Source organism: Aeromonas popoffii (assembly GCF_000820025.1).
In the GTDB taxonomy this organism is placed as follows: domain Bacteria; phylum Pseudomonadota; class Gammaproteobacteria; order Enterobacterales; family Aeromonadaceae; genus Aeromonas; species Aeromonas popoffii.
Genome location: NZ_CDBI01000085.1, coordinates 13071 through 32033, shown reverse-complemented (window position 1 = coordinate 32033; position 18963 = coordinate 13071). Strand labels below are relative to the sequence as shown.

Genomic DNA, 18963 nt, shown 5'->3' with positions numbered 1-18963 from the left:
TTCGCTTTTCTTTCGGCGCCTGCTTCACAAGTAAGCTGGCTCATCAGTCCGGCGTGTTCCGCCGTGCTGGTAGGGGTGTATTATAGGGAGCTGAATCTTTCTGGCAAGTAAAAACACTGTGTTTTATTGAGGAATACGTTCAAGTGTTTAATCAACAGCCAGATCGTGCAAGATGCATCCATTTATGTGCTTCAGAAGAGGCACATCCCCCTTTACGTGCCACAAACTCCGTTGATGCCTTTATAAGGATGCGACGCTTTATATAGGAAGGCAGATAAGGATAAAGAGAGGGATAATAGATAAGGGCCCTGATGGGCCCTTATCTATCGTGTCGTTACGGCACATCAGATGGAGAAACTGGAACCACAGCCACAGGTTGTGGTGGCATTGGGGTTGGTCACGGTAAAGCGGGAGCCTTCCAGACCTTCGATGTAGTCCACGCTGCCGCCCACCAGGTATTGCAGGCTCATGGGATCAATCACCATGGTGACCCCACTCTTCTCAACCACTGTGTCCCCTTCATTGATCTTCTCATCAAAGGTGAAACCGTACTGGAAACCGGAGCAGCCACCGCCCGTGATGTAGACCCGCAGCTTGAGCTCGGGATTTTCTTCTTCGGTGATCAGGTTCTTCACCTTGTTGGCTGCCGCATCCGTCATCTGGATGGGCAACGGGGCTTCTGCTACTGCACTCATTACTGACCTCACAACCGTTAAATCCACAAACATGGAAACCGCGAAATTATCTAATACCCGACCATTTAGTTCAAGTATTCACCAAGCTTCTTACTGCACTGCAGGGGCAGGTGCAGGCGGAGCAACCACCAGTGGTTTGATCACCTCCCCCCATTCGGCCCGCAACTCCTGGGCAGGTTGCCTACCCTCTTTGCCAATAGTGACACGCACCCGGTCCGGCACAAAGCCTTCCGGCAACTGCCAGTTGCCTTCCAACAGCTGAAAATAGCGCAAGGCGTAACGTCCCTCGCCCACTTTCATGCCTAGCTCACGGCTGCCGAGGGTTCTGGGCTTGTCACCCTGGCTCCCTTCTACCTTTATCTGTACCTGACCGCGAAACAGTTCGCGCTGCTTGGCTGGCTGGGTCAATGCCAAGCGATAGTGATAGCGACCGGGAATACTGGTCTCCTGCAGGGTGAGATTATCGATCACGACCCCCACCTGCTCCCCTGTGGGCCGCATGATGCGTTCGAAAAAGGCCAGCTGGCGCTTCTGTTCTTGCACCTGGGCTTCCTGATCCTTGAGCGTCTGCTGCAGTTGCTCGAACGCGGCTCTCTGGGTGGCCAGCAGTGTCTCCTTGATGCCGAGGTCACTCTTGAGCTGACCAATCGCCTTGCCCTGACGCTCCAGGGTTTCTTGCTGCACCGTCAACAGGCTGCTCTGGGCCAGTTCCTGTCGATTGCCGACGAAATACCCGATCAGCGCGCCCATCAGCAGCACAGCCAACAACTTCAATATCTGGGACATAAGGCCTCTTTTGTTACTGCGCCATACAGCGGCCATGCTCCCTTCACTATACGCAACTCGACCGGATCCGCGCTGACATACAAGGAGTTAACTGGCCATGGCGCCGCTGTCTCCCCGTTTTTGACGCGCTGCGAGCCGTAAAGTTCGCTCCAGGATCTGGGAATAGATGGGTCGGCCACCCAGCCACTGGGCAACCAGGGTCGCCCCGACCGTGGTGATCATCATCGGCAGGATCAGCTGATAGTTGTCGGTCATCTCGGTGACCAACACGATGCCGGTGATGGGGGCACGCACGGTGGCGGCAAACAGCGCCCCCATGCCGGCGATGGCAAAGGCACCTGGCTCGATGCCCAGCTCGGGAAACGCCGCATGAAACAGATGGCCGAACACCACGCCAAACAGGGTGCCTAGTGCGAGGGTCGGCGCAAACACCCCACTCGGGGCACCGGAGCAGAAGCAGATGAGGGTCGCCACCAGCCGCACCGAGAAGATGAGGAACAGGGTCGCCATCGCATACTCATCGCCCATCAGATGGGGGATGAGTTCAGTGCCGCCGCCGGTCACCGAGGGGGCAAACAGCGACAGCACCCCAAACGTTCCGGCCACCAGCATGCCGATGGCCACGAAACGGCGGCGCTTGTTCTGATGCAGCACCAGATAACCATCCTGACAGGCCAGCACCAGCTTGTTGAAGACAAAGCCCAGCACCCCGAAGGTAGCCCCCATAAAGAGGAACAGCCAGAGCGCCTTGAGGGCTGGCGCATCGTAGTGAGGCAAGGTGATCACCGCCCCCTGCCCTTTCATGTTCTGCAGCATCAGGGTCGCCATGATGGCGGAGATCCCCACCGCCTTGATGGCCAGAAAGGAGTAACGAAACTGCGGCCGCATCTCCTCCATCACAAACAGGATGCCCGCCAGCGGCGCATTGAAGGCTGCCGCCAGACCGCCCGCCGCACCGGCGGCCAGCAGGGCGTGACCATGCTCCTTGGGTAGCCGGAAGATATCCGCCACCATCTTGCCAAGGTTGCCACCGATCTGCACCGAGGGCCCCTCCCGCCCCAGCACCATGCCGGAGCTCAGGGTGCAGATGCCACCGAAGAACTTGACCGGCAACACCCGCCACCACCGCACCGGGCGCAGATCGTCCATCGCCCCCTCGATCTCGGGAATGCCGGAGCCGCCCGCTTCTGGGGCAAAGGTATGAGTGAGGAAGTAGCCGACAAATCCCAACAAGGCGCTGAAGCCAAAGCCAAGCAGACCGAGCTGCCACCAGGGACGGTCGGCCAGCAAGGCGATGCGTTGCTCTGCCAGCCAATGGACACCCGATTCGAACAGGCCGCACACCAGCCCGGCCAGGGTGCCGACCAGCGCAGCCAGCAGCAGCACCAGCAAGGGCATCTTGTCTTGCCGGATAATGCGGGAAAGTGGCCCCCGCGAAGCGGTATCGGGTTCAGAGGAGAGAGCTTGTTGCGCCATCTTGTTACACCAACTTGGAAAAACCATATCGTCAGCTAGCTGAGATCAGGATCACCCGGCGCGTTGCTCGGCTGCCCAGGGCTGGGGCTTTCTGCTATAGTCGGCCCGTTAAATTTTTGTCACGGGAGCAGACCGAGAGTCCGGGTGGAGAGAGCGCAAAGCATACTCCTGATGCCCCTGCCTGCCGAGTCTCAATCGGCTGCAATCCCTTGTGTGACGCCCAAAATCCCATTAAGGATGATCCATGTCAAAATCAGATCAGCTGTTTGAACAGGCCCGCCAGACCATTCCAGGTGGCGTCAACTCACCGGTCCGCGCCTTCAATGGAGTCGGCGGCACGCCCCGCTTCATCGATCATGCCGATGGCGCCTATCTCTATGATGTGGATGGTCAGGCCTACGTGGATTACATCGGCTCCTGGGGCCCCATGCTGCTGGGTCACAACCACCCTGCCATCAAGGCCGCCGTCATCAAGGCCGTTGAGAAGGGGCTGAGCTACGGTGCGCCGACCGAAATCGAAGTGCTGATGGCCGAGAAAGTCCGCCAGATCGTCCCCTCCATGGAGCAGGTGCGGATGGTCAACTCCGGCACCGAAGCCACCATGAGCGCCATCCGTCTGGCCCGCGGCTACACCGGTCGCGACAAAATCGTCAAATTCGAGGGCTGCTACCACGGCCACGCCGACTCCCTGCTGGTCAAGGCCGGTTCCGGCGCCCTGACCCTGGGTCAGCCCAACAGCCCAGGCGTGCCAGCCGATTTCGCCAAACACACTCTCACCTGCGTGTTCAACGATCTGGAGTCGGTGCGCGAAGCCTTCACCCAGTACGGCAACGAGATCGCCTGTATCATCGTCGAGCCGGTCGCTGGCAACATGAACTGCATCCCGCCGGTGCCCGGCTTCCTGGAAGGGCTGCGCACCATCTGTGACGAGTTCGGCGCCCTGCTGATCCTGGACGAGGTGATGACCGGCTTCCGCGTCTCCCTACGCGGTGCTCAGGGCCACTACAACATCGAGCCCGACCTTACCACCCTCGGCAAGATCATCGGTGCCGGCATGCCGGTGGGCGCCTTCGGCGGCAAGAAGAAGGTGATGCAATACATTGCCCCGACCGGCCCTGTCTATCAGGCGGGCACCCTCTCCGGCAACCCGGTGGCCATGGCGGCCGGTCTGACCATGCTTGATCTGCTGCTGGAGCCGGGCCTCTATGAGCAGCTGAGCGCCAAGACTGCGCGGGTTGCAGAAGGGCTGAAAGCGGCCGCCGCCAAACACGGTATCCCGCTCGCCATCAACTATGTGGGCGGCATGTTCGGCTTCTTCTTCACCGACGAGCCCGAAATCACCCGCTACGAGCAGGTCACTCGCTGCGATATGGAACGCTTCAAGCGCTTCTACCATCTCATGCTGGAAGAGGGCGTCTATCTGGCACCGAGCGCCTACGAGGCGGGCTTCCTGTCACTGGCTCACGGCGACAAGGAGATTGAACACACCCTGGCTGCCGCCGAGCGCAGCTTCGCCAAGCTGGCTGGCTAAATCGCCGCAGGTTGCCGCAAAGGGCCCGTCACGGGCCCTTTTCTATTACAGTGCATCCATCATCACTCAGGGCGGCACGCTCATTTATGGTGCATTCCCCCCTCGTCATCCGTCGTTTTGTCATCCTCTGGTGCAGCTTGCCCCGCCATCCCTGTCATAAAGCAGGCCCACTATTTGCACATCCGCTACAGAGCCCACGTCACCGAGGTCCATATGGCAGAGATGAGCCCCATCGATGTGCTGCGGCGCTATCAGGAGTATCAGGAGGAGCTGACCCCGCTACTGCAGGGGCTGCTCAGCGCCCCCCTTGCCTCGCTCAAGGGGTATCCCTTTGTCGTCAGCATTGACCGCTATCAGGGGCCGATGTGCATCCAGCCTGCGGCACCGGCGGCCCATAACCGGCTGCACCTTATCGTGCAGGGGCAAGGACGGGAGATCACCGTCTGTCTGAATCAGTTAATTGGCTGGTTGATGGGGGACAGGGAGCGCCGCCGCGCCATGCCCTGGTTCAAGGCAGTCTATGTGGTGCTCAGCATGGCGCTGTTTCTCATCGTCGCTACCCTGATCTGGCACGGGCTGGAGCAGCTCTACCAGTTATTGTGCGGTGAGCAGCAGAACCAGCTCGGCGCCTTTAGCGCCATCATCTTCCTGACGCTGGCATTGGCGGTGTTCGATCTGGGCAAGACCATTCTGGAAGAGGAGGTACTGCTGCATAAGGATATCTTCCGCCACAGCGCCATTCGCCGCACTATCACCCGCTTTATCGCCGCCATTCTGATCGCGGTCTCCATCGAGGGGCTGTTACTGCTATTTAAAGGATCGCTCGGCCAGAGCGAGCTGCTCTGGCCTGCGGTCGGGGTGATGGGGTGTGCGGTGGGTTTGCTGCTGGCGCTCGGCCTCTATGTCTTTCTGGGCGCCAAGGCCGAAGCAGCACTGGTACAGGCTAGCCTGCGCTCTCCACCGCCAGTTGCACAGGGGAGCGATGCGCCGCCCGCCAGGAGGCGTACATGGTCCAGGAGGTATAGATGACGATAAAGGCAACCAGCCACTTCAGCATCTCCATATCCATGGACTTGACCAACATGGCAGCCAGCACCACACCGATGGGGCCGAAGATGGCCACCGCCAGCACGGCTTTGGCATCGAACGCCCCTTTGCGGATAAAGGTGCCTGCGGAGAAGACACTGAGCACGGCGGTGGAGCCCATCATGATCGGAAACGCCGCCAGCGGATTCATACCCAGCAGATAGACCAGCGTCATACAGGGGGCAAACAGACCGATGCCGACATTCATCAGCACCCCGAAGATGAAATTGCCAAGCAGCGCGATCGCCAGCTTGTAGCCACCGAGCCCCATCGCATCCCCGCCAACGGGGAAAAGACCCAACAGACCGGCAAAGATCAACCCGGCGACAACCAGCAGGGAGATGGCCATCACCAGCCGGATAGTCTGTCGATGAAACGAGGCCACATGGCGGGCGCCCCAGGCCGCGCCGGCTGCTGCGGCAATCATCATGCTGATAAGAGTGAACGGATCCACCTTGACCACACCGATAAAGATGAGTGACTGGGTCACGGTCGGCAACACACACTGACCATTGAGGGTGCCTGGCAACATGCGATCATCAATCAGCTTGAACTGCTTGTAACAGGCGGTCTTCACCGCGAAGCTGCCGACTCCCAGGGTATCGAGAAAATTGGCGGCAAACCCGATGGCAGCCACGGGCCAGAACGGGGTGGGCTCCAGCGATCCCTGCCGCCGTTTTTGCCACCAGGCCTGAGCCAGCATGAAGATGAAAGACAGGGCACAGATGATGAATATCAGGCGTAAAAGATTAATTAACATACCGACCTCTCCAGCAACGGGCGGCGATTCTAAGGCAGTCAAAATAAAAAATCTTGGTCGGGATCAACCATTCACCCCCTGCAAACGATTACCTGACGAAACTCCTGACAGGCGAGCCCGAACGACTCTGCTAATACTTATCTATGAGGGCCAACTGGCCTGGGGCCATCGGTGGTAATCATGGTCATTTCGCGACGACCACAGTCCCCGATGGGAAGTAGCCAAAAAGAAGGCCGGCATACACCGACCTTCTTTTTTTATTGCTGACCGAGCCGTTGTCCGCACTCGCTCTCGTGCAGCCACGGGGAGCGAGCCAGCGGCTGAGCGCATCCGGCAATCCCATCAGCAGGCAAGCGTGGCAGACAGCGCAGGGCGAAGCCGGCGAAGATCATCAGTAACAGGGCATGGTCGCCGGGAAAGCTGTCGCTGGAGGAGTTTCTGGTCGGGATCGCGCTGAGCCGGGAGACTCGCAGCGCTGCTGACGTCGGCAGTGAACAACATGAAATTCAAGGACAGAGTACAGGCAGAGGACGCGTCAGACAGGAACGCCGCCTGACTCCATACACCACATTTGGCAATAACTCTATTGCAACGTGTTACATTGACGCATATCAATCAGTAGTATAGGTTCCCGCATCCAAATGATTATTAAAAAGATTCATGTACTATGGAAGCAGTACTCTCATCAACTAAAAAACAAAAAATTGTTAATTTCGCCGCTGATGTTTTCGCACTAAATACCTTTTGTTATTTCATATCAATACCAATAGAGCTCGGTTTTGCACAGATGAGTTTAGAAACTCACCTGCACGCTAGACTAATCGGGCTATTTATAATCACCTCAACAGCAAGACCTTTCGGTATTTGGCGTGATTGGATTTTCAAGAGATGCAGATTGACCGAACAGAACAAAGGCATTTTCCCTTATGTAGTTGACACCTTTGCCTATCTATCCTTTGAAATGCCATTATACCTAATTAATCTGTCGATAAGTGGCGCTTCTCCTGATCAAATGATCAGAAGTGTTTTTATATTTTGTTTAATTGCAGGCGTTGTCGGCCGACCATACGGAATTTATCGCGCTTTCCTCAGAGCAAAAATATTTAAAATAAACAACACCTGTAATAAAGGTGATTAAATATTGTGGGGAAAACTGTATAAGAAGCACCAATAAGGTGACGATCTTGGCGACAGGCAAGATTGGAGCGCGACCAGACGGTAAGACTTCTAACGCGTCTATACCTTTTTCTCGATACCACTGAAACCAGCGGCCAATGGCCGAGCGAGCCGCGCCAGTAAGATGATAAACATTGGTGATCAAGCGACCGTAATGTAACAGCAAGATGGCCATCAGGCGACGAGCATGCCCTTTATCAAGAGTGGCGTGGATGATTTTGTGAATGCGGCGCCGCTGTGGCCGTGACAGGGGTAATAAAAGTGGTATCAACTCACTCCTTTGGGTGCGACTTGTTTTGTTTGGCGACTAATGAGATCACACAAACTGGACTGAGTTCCCTGCCTCCAGTGATCTACGATTCGGAACAGCTATTGAGATGAAGTAACATCGTTCTGCTCACACATGATTGAGTACCATGTAACGACAAAAAATCTTTCAGCGACGGCTTAACTTCAGGGCTCCCTGATGAAATTTGGCCAGATCCCAAACTCGATGAGCAAGCAAAGCACTCCAGCTGGTGGCGATCAGCCCCCTCACCACATAACACGGCACCAACTTGCTCATGCAGACGATCCCCCCCAACCAGCGCAGTATTTTAGAACAGAAAAATAATGACATGAATCACATAAATATAAGCAGGGTAACCAGACAAGCCGTAGCGATGAGCCTAACGCAACACAGTTAAGGGAATTTGAGTCCCAACCCGCGAGGTATAAGGCCTAAAGAGTGAGTGAGGGAGGCATGATGCCTCCCTCGTTTTATTGGATGCTAATCATGGCAAGGGTGTAATCCAAATGTCACCTTTAACCATGGCACCGTTCTTAATATTAAAAACGGCGAATATTAAATCAAAAAGTGCTTCACTGACTGACCTTCGCCTGATGGCCCCTTTTTGACTTTCAGACTAACGTGCTCATACCTCGTAAGGCAGCCGAGACTGTGCCACCAGCCGATTGAGCGCCTGCACCACTAGGGGATCGAACTGGCTGCCAGTGCGGGACTGTATGTATTCCATGGTTTGTGCCAGCGTCCAGGGCTCTTTGTAAGGGCGCCTGCTGAGCAGTGCATCGAACACATCGACCACCGCCACTATGCGAGCCGACAGCGGTATCGCCTCCCCCGCCAGCTGCTCCGGGTAACCCTTGCCATCAAAATGCTCGTGATGTGCACGGGCAATCTCGGCCCCTAGCGACAGATAGCTGGTGCCTTCCACCATCTCGCCCGCCTTGCAGAGGATGTTGGCACCTATGCCCGCATGCTGCTCCATGACAAGCCGCTCATCCGGCTCGAATCTCCCCGGCTTGTGCAGTATGTGATCAGGGGTGCCGACCTTGCCGACGTCATGCAGTATGCTGGCCATGCCGATCATGTCGACAAAGCCGGAGGTCAGCTCCTCGGGATAGACCCCTGCCTGCTGCATCTCGGCCACTATGGCATCGGACAGCTTCTGCACCCGCAGCACGTGTTCGCCGGTATCCGAGTCACGAAACTCCGCCAGCGCGGCCAGCGCAACCACGGTCGCCTCTTGGGCACGCAACAGCTGGTTGTAGAGATAAAGGTTGTCGTATGCAGCCGAAATCCGCTGACAGAACACATCCAGCAGATCGCATTCGAGGGGATCGAGCGGCTGGGTCGGCGTGAAATTGAGCACAAACTCACGGCCGTTCTGGGCGGCGATATAAAGCGCATCCTGCGGGTGTTCGAAACAGTTGCGGCGATTGGCGAGTGCGCTTAACACAGAGTCGTACAGCGCTGGAAAGGTGCTCAATGGCACATCGACGAGCAGGGTTTCATAGTCACCTGTGGCGGCGAGGATCTCCAACTCCTGGGTTCCCGGTCTGCGCTCGACGCAGATGGCCCCCTCTGTGCCCACATCCAGAATAGCGCTGATCTGCTTGAGCACGCCGGAGGCAAATTCCCGCAGGGAGTGCAGGTGGTAGAGATCCCCCGCGCCCTCCAGTATCTTGCTGAGCCCCTGCCGGTTCTTGTCGATGGCGCTGAGGCTCTCGTAAGAGCGCAGCGAAGCGATGACAGTGGTGTAGAGCTTCTGCACCGTCAGCTCCGTCTTGGTCTTGTAGTCGTTGATGTCGTAGTCGAGGATCACGCGCTGCTCCGGAGCCTGACCCGGCTGGCCGGTGCGCAGCACGATCCGCACCAGGCTGTTGTGCATCTCGTTGCGGATCTGGTGTACCAGTCGCAGGCCCGCATCTTCCGTCTCCATCACCACATCCAGCAGGATCAGGGCGATGCGCGGGTTGGCCAGCAGCATACGGGCCGCTTCGGCACCACTGTAGGCGTTGAGGAGTTCGAGGGAACGGGATTTGTACTGAATGTTGGAAAGTGCCAGCCGGGTTGCATGATGAATATCCGGTTCATCGTCCACTATCAATACCTGCCATGGATTGATCGCCTTGGTCACCACGACCTCATCATCGTCCAGCTCTATGATGTCGTCATCCAGCCAGATCTCATCCTTGTCTTGGGCATTGCTCATATCGTTCACGCCTCCTGGCGCTGCATGAGTGTATTGACAGTATGTACCATCAGACAACGATGGCTCACCAGAAGCCGCTGCGTTAAGCCCCAGATCAACGGCCCAGGGACGCCCGGTTTGTCTGCTTATTCGAAAGGGTCCAAATAGGCTTTGATCGCCCTCTTCAGCCACGCCAGCACCTTGCCATGATAGGCATTTTCCGACAGATAGACGCCATAATCGCGCCATTGCAGGCTGAATTTGTGTTTCAGGGTCAGCAGTTCCCCCTGCCGCAGCTGGCTCTGGATCAAAGGAGAAGGCAGCACGGCCCAACCCAGCCCGTCCAGCACAGCATCCCGCATCAACTCGAAGCTGGAGAGGCCTATGTGCTGGCCACCGATGGGGAGCAGGCTCTTGACCGAAAATTCATCCACGTAGGAGAGGGTGACTTGGGTATGACCGGTCAAGTCCTGCTGCAACACCCGCTTCAGGCTGGCCAGCGGGTGGCTCGGCGCCACCACCATCAGGGTGCGGATCGGATTGAGCACATCGATGCTGAGGCCGCTACGCTCCTGCTCCTCGGTGATGAGGCCGAAGGCGGCATCGACAAACCCCTCTTCCACCAGGGCGGGCAGCTCGGGGGGCGAGGCCAGCACCAGCGAGATACTGGTACCGGGAAACTGGTGGCGCAGCGCCCCCAGCATTTCGCGCCATACCTGCTCCGGGATGGCGTCATCCCGCGCGACTCGCAGCGCCACCTCGGCGCCAGAGGCGTAGTGTTCACACTTGAGTTGCAGGCTGTTGGCCGCCTGCAGCAGTCGCTTGCAATCATCCAGCACCAGCTCACCGATCTCGGTCAATTGGGAGCGGTTGGCTCCGCGTTCAAAAAGTTCGACGCCAAGCTCCACCTCCAGAGAGGCGATCGCCGTGCTGACCGCACTGCGGCTCTTGCCAAGACGGCGCGCCGTGTTGGCGATAGAGCCGCTGCTGGCAGACTCGACAAAGAGTTCTATCTGATAAAGCTTCATGATGATGACGTCCTGACGGAGTTTCCTATCACCACCTTAGCGTGTCGTTGGATCGCAAGGCAAACCATTAGCGTCTGATAAATCGACGCTCAGCGATTCCTGTCCTTATTGTGGCTGCGGTTATCCTCTCTCCCGTCGCAGCAACCAAAGGAAAATATATGTTAATCAGTCGCATGCTGTTAGCGCGCATATTTTTGACGGGCGCCATCATCACCGAAGTGGCGGGGACATCCAGCATGGCCATGATCCCCGAGAACGCGGCGGGATGGATGAATTACCTGCCGATGTGGGTGTTGATATCGATCTCCTACCTGTTACTGGCCAAAGCCGCCAAAACAATCTCCATTGGTATTGCATTCGCGCTGTGGGAAGGGCTGGGGATTGCCTTGATCACTGTCGTTTCCGTGATGTTCCTCGATTACGACCTGAATGCGCAGGAGTTGATCGGCCTGACACTAGCGATAGTGGGTATTGTTATGGTGACCATGGGAGAGACCCATGACGACCCTGTTGCCAGCAATGAAACAAATAACGCGAAGGAGGCTGTATGCACCCGTTAATTATCGTACTTGGCGCAGCCCTGCTGGATATCGGTGCCAATATGGCGATTAACCGCTCGCGTGGTTTCCACTACAAAGGGTGGGGCGTACTGGGTATTGTGCTGGTGCTGGGGGCGTTTACCCTGCTGTCAAAGGTTGTGAGCGGTGGCCAGATCGATCTGGCCGTTGCCTATGCCACCTGGGGAGCCATCGGTATTCTGGGTACTGCACTGGGTGGTCTGCTGCTCTTTGGTGAGCGACTCAAGCCCATCGGGTGGGCCGGGATGATGGTGATGGCACTAGCGGTAGCCATGCTGACCACCGCCTGATAGCGAGCCATCAATAACTTAGCCAAGCCGCCTGCTTCTGCGGGCGGCTTTTTTGTTGGGTCGACGCAGGGTCAGCACGACGCTTCATAGAGCTCCAGCGGCAGGCCGTCGGGGTCGGCAAAGAAGGTAAAGCGCTTGCCGGTCAGTTCATCCACCCGCACCGGCTCCACCTCAATCTGATGGATCTGCAGATGCCGGATGACGCGGTCAAGCTCGCTGACCCGAAAGGCCAGGTGGCGCAGACCGCAGGCCTCCGGCCTTGAGGGCCGCGCGGGAGGTGTCGGAAAGCTGAACAGTTCCAGCTGGCTGCCATCGGGCAGGCCCAGATCCAGCTTCCAGGATTGACGTGCCTCGCGCAGGGTCTCGGCCAGGATGGGCAGCCCCAGCACCTGGTGATAGAAGTGGCGCGAGCGATCATAGTCGCTGGCAATGATGGCCACATGATGGATGGCCTCAAACAACGGGAAAGTCATATGCACTCCAGTCAAACCGGCAGCCAGGGCTGCCCGTTTCGTCTATCAGTTGAAGAAACCACCGAACCAGTCATCCAGTGCGCTGCGCGGTGCGGGGCTGCCACAGCTCATGGGCTCAGCCAGCCCGGCCAGTTTGGCCGGCACCTGCAGGCTACCCGGACAGTCGCTGACCACACGGGCGCCGCTGGCGCGGGAGAAGTTGGCCCAGCTCACCCCTTGCGGCATCTTCAGCGTCAGGCTGTTGACGCCACGCTGGCTCATGTAGCCGCTAAACAGCTGCAGGGCACCGCTGGCCCCTGTCAGCCCGGCGGACGTGTTGTCGTCACGGCCCACCCAGATGCTGACCAGCTCGTTGTTGTCCAATCCCGCAAACCAGGAGTCGCGCAGCTCGTTGGTGGTGCCTGTCTTGGCGGCCATAGTGGCGCCGGGGAACTTGGCATTCAGCGCACGGGCCGTGCCCTGGCTCACCGTCTTGGTCATGGCAAACAGGGTCAGCCAGCTGGCCTGTTCGTCCGTGACCCGCTTGGCGGTCTGATCATGCTGATAGAGAGTGCTGCCATCGCTGTTGACCACGGCGCGGATCGCCGACAGCGGCTGGGTCAGCCCCTGGTTGGCGATGGGCAGGTACATCTGGTTCACCTCCATGGGTGACAGGGCCACGGCCCCCAGCACCAGCGACGGATAGGGCTGGATCTCCTGCTCGACACCCAGCTTGTGCAGGGTATCCACCACCTTCTCCAACCCTACCTGCAGACCCAGATTGACGGTCGGCACGTTGAGGGAGCTGGCCAGTGCATCCATCAGGGGCACGCTCTGGCGGAACTTGCGATCGTAGTTTTGCGGTGTCCAGACCTGACCATCCTGACCGCGAAGGCGGATCGGCTGATCCTTGAGCGGGCTCGCCAGTGTCAGGCCGTTAGAGAGGCCGGTCAGGTAGACGGCCGGCTTGACCAGGGAACCGATCTGGCGACGGGCATCCAGCGCCCGGTTGAAGCCGGCGTAGCGGGGATCCCGCCCCCCCACCAGCGCAACCACTTCGCCCTTGTGCCAGTCGGAGACCACCATGGCCGCCTCCAGCTTCTTCTTGCCACGCTGCTTCTCGATGAGCGTCAGACCCGATGCCACCGCCTGCTCGGCGGCGTGCTGGGCGATGGGATCCAGGCTGGTGAAGATCTTGAGGCCGGACTGCTTGAGCAGATCGGCGCCGAAACGGCTCTGGATCTCGCGTTTGAGCAGCCCCATGAAGGCCGGAGTGCGGCCATAGCTCATCTGGCCACGGGTGATGATGCCAAGCGGCTGCTTGCTGGCGAGTTCGTACTCGGCCGGCTGCAAGCTGCCGTGATCCATCAGCAGCTTGAGCACCAGATCACGCCGGGCCTTGGCCCGCTCCGGGAAACGCCAGGGATCGTAATAGGAAGGCCCCTTCACCAGCCCCACCAACAGCGCCACCTGATCGATGTCCAGCTCGTTGACCGGAATACCGAAGTAGAAATAGGAAGCGAGCCCGAAGCCGTAGACCCCTTGCGAGAAGTTCTGCCCCAGATAGACCTCGTTGAGGTAGGCCTCCAGGATCTCGTCCTTGCTGTAGCGATAGTCGATCAGCACCGCCATGTAGGCTTCCTGCAGTTTGCGCCACAGGCTGCGCTCGCGGGTCAGGAAGAAGTTCTTGGCCAGCTGCTGGGTGAGGGTGCTGCCCCCCTGCACGGTGCGACCGGCCAGCACGTTAGCCGCCATGGCGCGCAGTATGGCCACCGGCGAGACGCCGCCGTGCTGGTAGAAGTCGCGATCTTCAGTGGTGAGCAGGGTCACCAGCAGGCTGTCGGGCACCTCGGCGATGCGCACCAGCAGGCGATCCTCCCGATCCTCGGTGTTGAGGCGATCGAGCAGCACCGGGTCCATCTGGGCGTAGCCGAGCTGGCGCTGATTCTCCAGCGACTGGATCCCCTCCAGCCGCGCGCCGTTGAAGGTGAGACGCAGGCCGCGCGCACCGTCGGCGCCATCATGGAAAGCGAACGGGCGGCGAATAAGCTCGATACGGTTGCCGTTGATCGCATACTCGCCTGGCGTGTGAGGCTGGCGCACCTGCTTGTAGCTCAGCATGTTGAGCTCACGCAGCATCTGGGTCTGGGAGAGGCGCTGGCTGGGGTAGAGCTCCAACGGACGGCTGTAGACCATCACCGGCAGTTGCCACTTCTCGCCATCGAAGCGCTCACGCACCTTGGTATCGAGGTAGATGCCAAACACCACCATGAAAGCGGCCACCACCAGGGAGAGCTTGAAGCCGAGCCAGAACAGCGTGCGCCAGATGGTGCGTTTGGGCGCCACCTTCTTGGGTGCGCGCTTGCGTCGTTGCGTTGCCATAAATCCTCTTTGCTTTCCTTTCTACTTGTTATGTCGCGTTCGCGAACGTCCGAGTGGGATTAACCAATCAAATCTGAATCTCGGGTTTCATTTCGCCAGACAAATGGATGCCAACCCCTCATCCTCAACCCGTCTCCCACAAGGGGAGAAGGGGGCAAACACCAACCTCGATCGGTTCCCTCTCCCTCAGGGAGAGGGTAATCTGCTGGAGTTGGGCTTCGCGCGGCTCAGCACCAACCTACATCCCCATCTTCTTCTTGGTGACGCTAGTCGGCATCGCTTCCAGCGGATTGTCCGGCCAATAGTGGCGGGGATAACGCCCCTTCATCTCTTTTTTTACCAGCTCGTAGGAACCGGCCCAGAAGGCGGCAAGATCGGCCGTGATCTGTAGCGGCCGCCGGGCAGGCGAAAGCAGCTCCACCACCAGCGCCACCCGGCCATCGGCCACGCACGGGGTCGTACCTTGCCCGAACATCTCCTGAATGCGCACCGGGATCACCGGCGCCTGACCCGGCTGATAACGAATACGCACCCGGCTGCCGGTCGGCGCCGTGAAGTGGCTCGGCAGCGCGTCGTCCAGCCGCTTGGGCAGTGGCCAGGGCAGGGATTGACGCAGGATGTCGTTGAGGTTGAGCCGCTTTAGCTGCTCCAGCCGGGTCATGCCACTCAGGGCTGGCAATAACCACTCTTCCAGCCGGGCCAGCAGGCTTTCGTCGTCCATGGCGGGCCAGCCGTCATCCGGTATCCAGTCGCGGGCGCAGCGCAAACGGGCCAGCAGCCCTTCGCTGCTCTCGTCCCAGGGCAGCACATGCAGCCCCTTGCGGCGAATGCCTTGCAGCAGGCAGCGTCCTTTCTGCTCGTCAGAGAGTTCGGTCAACGGTCGCTGGCTCAGCACCAGTTCCCCGATCACCAGCTGGCGTTCAGCCCGCACACGCTCTTCCCGCTCGTCCCAGTCGAACCACTGGCGCTCGCTCACCAGCTCCGGCAGCTGGCGCGCCAGCTCGTCCAGCTCGACCGGTTCGGCGATAAAGATGCGACTGCCGCGATCGTTTTGCCCCATCTCGATGGCGATGAGGGCCGCTTGTCCCTGGCATGGGTGACCTTCTACCAGATCGCAGCTCACCCCACTACTGAGTTGATAGCGGCTGCCACTGCGCAACTTGCCGATCCGATCCGGCCAGGCGAGGGCGCACAGCAGTCCCAGCCACTGCCCTTGGGCCTGACGTTGTGATGCGCCAGACCTGACACCAAGGCGTTCGAACCAGCGGGCCGCCCCCTGCCGCAGGGCACCAAGACGGCGGTGAAACAGCACAGAGAGGCGTTCAGATCCTCGCAGATCTTCTTCCAGCAGCGCCACCAGGAAAGCGGCATCGGCGACAGTCCCTGTCAGACCCTCAGCCTCAAGCGCACGGGCCCGCAGCAGCATGCGCGCCAGCCGAGGGTGCGTGCCGAAGGCCGCCATGGCACGGCCAGCAGGAGTAAGTTGTTGCTCACCCTCGGGCGTCATGGCACCCAGGCTGACCAGCAGCCGCTGGGCGCTGGCTACGGCGGCGGCGGGGGGCATGTCCAGCAGTGGCAGGCTTTCCACTTTAGCGCCCCACTGGGCGGCGTCCAACAGCAGGCCGGTGAGCTCCTGCGTCAGTATGTCCGGCGGGCTCTGCTCGGCGAGACGCTCCTGCACTTCACCGCTCCAGAGCCGATAGCAGACGCCAGGACCGAGACGACCAGCGCGGCCCGCCCGCTGGGTGGCGGACGCCCTGGCGATCTGGCGGGTCTCCAGCCGGGTGACGCCACTTTTCAGATCGAAGGAGGCGCGCCGCTCCAGCCCGCTGTCGATGACCATATGGATGCCCTCTATGGTGAGGGAGGTCTCAGCCACATTGGTGGTGAGCACCAGCTTACGGCGACCGACCTGTGCCGGTTCGATGGCGGCCTGTTGCGCCGCCATGTCAAGGCGCCCGTAGAGCGGTGCGAGGCGCACGTCATCCGGCAACCGTCCCTCCAGCCACTGGGCGAGCCGCTCTATCTCCCCCTGCCCCGGCAGGAACACCAGGGCGCTGCCGGCATGGCTGGCGAGTGCTTCCAGCACGACGGCGCCGACTTGCGGCTCCAGCCACTGCTGGCGATTGAGGGGGCGATAGTGATAGTCGATGGGAAAGCCGCGCCCCTCGGAGCGAATGACGGGGGCGTCAGGCAACAGGCTCTCGAGCGCCATGCCATCCAGGGTGGCGGACATGATGAGCAATTTGAGATCATCCCGCAGCCCCTGTTGGCTCTCGATGGCAAAGGCCAGGGCGGTATCGGCGTGCAGGCTGCGCTCGTGGAACTCATCGAAGATGACGAGCGACACGCCCGCAAGCTCAGGATCCTGCTGCAGCATCCGGGTCAGCACCCCCTCGGTGACGATCTCGAGTCGGGTCCTGGCACTGGTGCGACTCTCGCCCCTGACTCGCAGGCCGATGCGCTCTCCCACCGGCTCCCCCAGCTGACGGGCCAGAAAGCTGGCTATGTTGCGCGCCGCCAAACGACGAGGCTCCAGCATGAGGATGCGACCGGGCAGCCGGTTTTGGCACACCAGCTCCAGCGGCAGCAGGGTCGACTTGCCCGCGCCCGGGGGCGCCTGCAGGATCACGCTGGCATGGCTGTCGATGGCGGCAAACAGCGCTGGCAACACGGACACTATGGGGAGTTGGGACAAAGCGGCGAGCACCTTCTGTGATGACCTTAAAACGGCGCCCATTCTGCCATAGCATCCGCCACCACCGTGAGCAGATGTCACCAGCAAGACATGACCACCACGGTTACCCTGGCATTCATGGCCATCTCGCCAGGATACGCTGCGGCGAGACATGACCACCGTAGCTGCCATAGAATGGGGCCATGTTATGAGCGTGAACAGGCATACTCCCCAGAATGGCCAAACTCTTCTTTGCCCTGCCCCTGCACCGGCTTGCCCCCGAACTGGTCGACTGGCGTGACCAACGGCCCTGGCCGGGCCAGCCGGTCCCCGAAGCGAATCTCCACCTGACGCTGGCCTTTCTCGGTGAAGCAGATCAGGTCACCACGGCCCGCCTGATGGCCGCCGCTGAGCGGCAGCACTGTCCGCCGCTGACCATCAAGCTGGATGAGACCGGCTGGTTCAGCCGGGCCAAGGCGGCCTGGGTGGGACCAGGTGACTGGCCTAACGAGCTGAACGTGCTGGCCAGGGCGCTGCGTCGTCACGGCGAGAAGCTGGGGCTTGGCAACGGTGAGCAGGGCTATCGTCCCCACGTCACCCTGTCGCGCAAGGCGAGCAAGGCGCCCGACACCTTGCCGGCACCGGATTTTTTGCTGCACGCGGATCACTTCTGCCTCTATCAATCCATTGCCACCCCGGACGGGACGCGCTATGAACCGCTCGCCTGCTGGCCCCTGCGCGCCAGAGAGAAGATAGCGTCGTGACAGCCGCGCGCCCTCACTTCCTGCCTATAAAAGAGAGAACCGCACCATGATCTTCGATCCCCCCCTGCAGTCCGGGCAGCTCATCTCCCGCTACAAGCGCTTCCTGACCGATATCCGGCAGGACAACGGCGAGGTGATCACCATCCACTGTGCCAATACCGGTGCCATGACCGGCTGCGCCGAGCCGGGCACCCGGGTCTGGTACTCCACCTCCGACAACCCCAAGCGCAAGCTGCCCCACAGCTGGGAAATCGCCGAGAGCCCGGCGGGTCACTTCATCTGCGTCAACACGGCGCGGGCCAACCAGATCGCCCGCGAGCTGATCGAACAGGGGGCGATGGCCCCGCTCGCTGGCTACGCCAGGCTGCGCACAGAAGTGAAATATGGCGAAGAGAACAGTCGCATCGACCTGCTGCTGGAAGATGACCACAGGCCCTCATGCTACATAGAGGTGAAATCCGTGACCCTGCTCGATGAGCGGGAGCAAGCCGGCATGGGCTACTTTCCCGATGCGGTCACCAGTCGTGGCGCCAAGCATTTGCGTGAATTGATGGCCATGAAGGCGGCAGGGCACAGAGCCGTGTTGCTATTTATGGTTTTGCACTCCGGAATAGTGAGAATGCGCCCTGCAGCACACATAGATCCGCTCTATAGTCAGCTAATTGAGCAGTCAATGGCGGCAGGGGTTGAAATTTTATGCTATCGACCCCATCTTGGGGTGCAGAGCATGGTGGCCCAAGATTTCATCCCGTTTGAATCTTGACACCTGCTACCCGAGGGCAGCGAATAAAAGTTGGGATGGGTAACA

General features: G+C 59.6%; 16 protein-coding genes and 1 pseudogene. 7 read left to right on the top strand and 10 right to left on the bottom strand.

Annotation, left to right across the window (positions count from 1 at the left end):
- Nucleotides 1-344 precede the first annotated feature (344 nt).
- The 3 genes from erpA to clcA form a co-directional block, all read right to left on the bottom strand.
- On the bottom strand, nt 345-695 hold the full coding sequence (gene erpA / locus BN1129_RS18395) for an iron-sulfur cluster insertion protein ErpA (protein WP_042038514.1): 351 nt from the start codon (nt 693-695) through the stop codon (nt 345-347).
- A gap of 90 nt (nt 696-785) precedes the next feature.
- Nucleotides 786-1481 carry a DUF6776 family protein gene (locus BN1129_RS18390; protein WP_042038513.1) on the bottom strand — a complete coding sequence of 232 codons (696 nt, stop codon included), beginning with the start codon at nt 1479-1481 and terminating at the stop codon, nt 786-788.
- 87 nt (nt 1482-1568) lie between these two features.
- Entirely contained in the window at nt 1569-2957 is a 1389-nt protein-coding gene (gene clcA / locus BN1129_RS18385; protein ID WP_042038512.1) for a H(+)/Cl(-) exchange transporter ClcA, read from the bottom strand.
- Nucleotides 2958-3201: 244 nt separating this feature from the next.
- On the opposite strand from clcA, the gene hemL reads away from it, so the two are divergent.
- Together hemL and BN1129_RS18375 are read left to right on the top strand one after the other, a co-directional pair.
- A complete protein-coding gene (hemL, locus tag BN1129_RS18380; protein WP_042038510.1) occupies nt 3202-4488 on the top strand; it encodes a glutamate-1-semialdehyde 2,1-aminomutase in 1287 nt (428 codons plus the stop codon).
- Between the two features lie 213 nt (nt 4489-4701).
- Nucleotides 4702-5517 carry a hypothetical protein gene (locus tag BN1129_RS18375; protein WP_042038519.1) on the top strand — a complete coding sequence of 272 codons (816 nt, stop codon included), beginning with the start codon at nt 4702-4704 and terminating at the stop codon, nt 5515-5517.
- Here BN1129_RS18375 and BN1129_RS18370 read toward each other — a convergent pair.
- Nucleotides 5432-6334 carry a sulfite exporter TauE/SafE family protein gene (locus BN1129_RS18370; protein WP_042038509.1) on the bottom strand — a complete coding sequence of 301 codons (903 nt, stop codon included), beginning with the start codon at nt 6332-6334 and terminating at the stop codon, nt 5432-5434. The two genes, BN1129_RS18375 and BN1129_RS18370, sit on opposite strands and share 86 nt — an antisense overlap.
- Before the next feature lie 667 nt (nt 6335-7001).
- On the opposite strand from BN1129_RS18370, the gene alaE reads away from it, so the two are divergent.
- On the top strand, nt 7002-7472 hold the full coding sequence (gene alaE, locus BN1129_RS22805; protein ID WP_084204693.1) for an L-alanine exporter AlaE: 471 nt from the start codon (nt 7002-7004) through the stop codon (nt 7470-7472).
- Nucleotides 7473-7475: 3 nt separating this feature from the next.
- On the opposite strand, the pseudogene BN1129_RS22800 reads toward alaE, so the two are convergent.
- From BN1129_RS22800 to BN1129_RS18360, 3 genes and pseudogenes are all read right to left on the bottom strand, one after another.
- Nucleotides 7476-7778 (bottom strand): annotated as a pseudogene (locus BN1129_RS22800) (IS630 family transposase); the annotation flags it as partial.
- A 646-nt stretch (nt 7779-8424) separates the two neighbouring features.
- Entirely contained in the window at nt 8425-10005 is a 1581-nt protein-coding gene (locus BN1129_RS18365) for a DUF3369 domain-containing protein (protein WP_042038508.1), read from the bottom strand.
- Between the two features lie 125 nt (nt 10006-10130).
- A complete protein-coding gene (locus BN1129_RS18360) occupies nt 10131-11012 on the bottom strand; it encodes a LysR family transcriptional regulator (protein WP_042038507.1) in 882 nt (293 codons plus the stop codon).
- A gap of 158 nt (nt 11013-11170) precedes the next feature.
- On the opposite strand from BN1129_RS18360, the gene BN1129_RS18355 reads away from it, so the two are divergent.
- Both BN1129_RS18355 and BN1129_RS18350 read left to right on the top strand, forming a co-directional pair.
- Nucleotides 11171-11572 carry an SMR family transporter gene (locus BN1129_RS18355; protein WP_084204692.1) on the top strand — a complete coding sequence of 134 codons (402 nt, stop codon included), beginning with the start codon at nt 11171-11173 and terminating at the stop codon, nt 11570-11572.
- Complete coding sequence (locus BN1129_RS18350) at nt 11560-11880, top strand: SMR family transporter (RefSeq protein WP_042038506.1); 321 nt, start codon at nt 11560-11562, stop codon at nt 11878-11880. Before BN1129_RS18355 ends, BN1129_RS18350 begins: the two co-directional genes overlap by 13 nt.
- A 71-nt stretch (nt 11881-11951) precedes the next feature.
- On the opposite strand, the gene gloA2 is transcribed toward BN1129_RS18350, so the two are convergent.
- The 3 genes from gloA2 to hrpB all read right to left on the bottom strand — a co-directional run bounded on the left by gloA2 (nt 11952) and on the right by hrpB (nt 17412).
- Nucleotides 11952-12353, bottom strand: coding sequence for an SMU1112c/YaeR family gloxylase I-like metalloprotein (gene gloA2, locus BN1129_RS18345; RefSeq protein WP_042038505.1), 402 nt, complete (start codon nt 12351-12353; stop codon nt 11952-11954).
- 45 nt (nt 12354-12398) lie between these two features.
- Nucleotides 12399-14714, bottom strand: coding sequence for a penicillin-binding protein 1B (gene mrcB, locus BN1129_RS18340; RefSeq protein ID WP_042038504.1), 2316 nt, complete (start codon nt 14712-14714; stop codon nt 12399-12401).
- A gap of 238 nt (nt 14715-14952) precedes the next feature.
- Nucleotides 14953-17412: an ATP-dependent helicase HrpB gene (gene hrpB / locus BN1129_RS18335; protein WP_042038503.1), complete on the bottom strand. Its 2460-nt coding sequence runs from the start codon at nt 17410-17412 to the stop codon at nt 14953-14955.
- 215 nt (nt 17413-17627) lie between these two features.
- On the opposite strand from hrpB, the gene thpR reads away from it, so the two are divergent.
- On the top strand, nt 17628-18155 hold the full coding sequence (gene thpR / locus BN1129_RS18330; protein WP_042038502.1) for an RNA 2',3'-cyclic phosphodiesterase: 528 nt from the start codon (nt 17628-17630) through the stop codon (nt 18153-18155).
- A gap of 46 nt (nt 18156-18201) precedes the next feature.
- Nucleotides 18202-18918 (top strand): DNA/RNA nuclease SfsA, encoded by a 717-nt coding sequence (sfsA, locus tag BN1129_RS18325; protein WP_042038501.1) that lies wholly within the window; start codon nt 18202-18204, stop codon nt 18916-18918.
- The last annotated feature ends 45 nt before the right edge of the window (nt 18919-18963 follow it).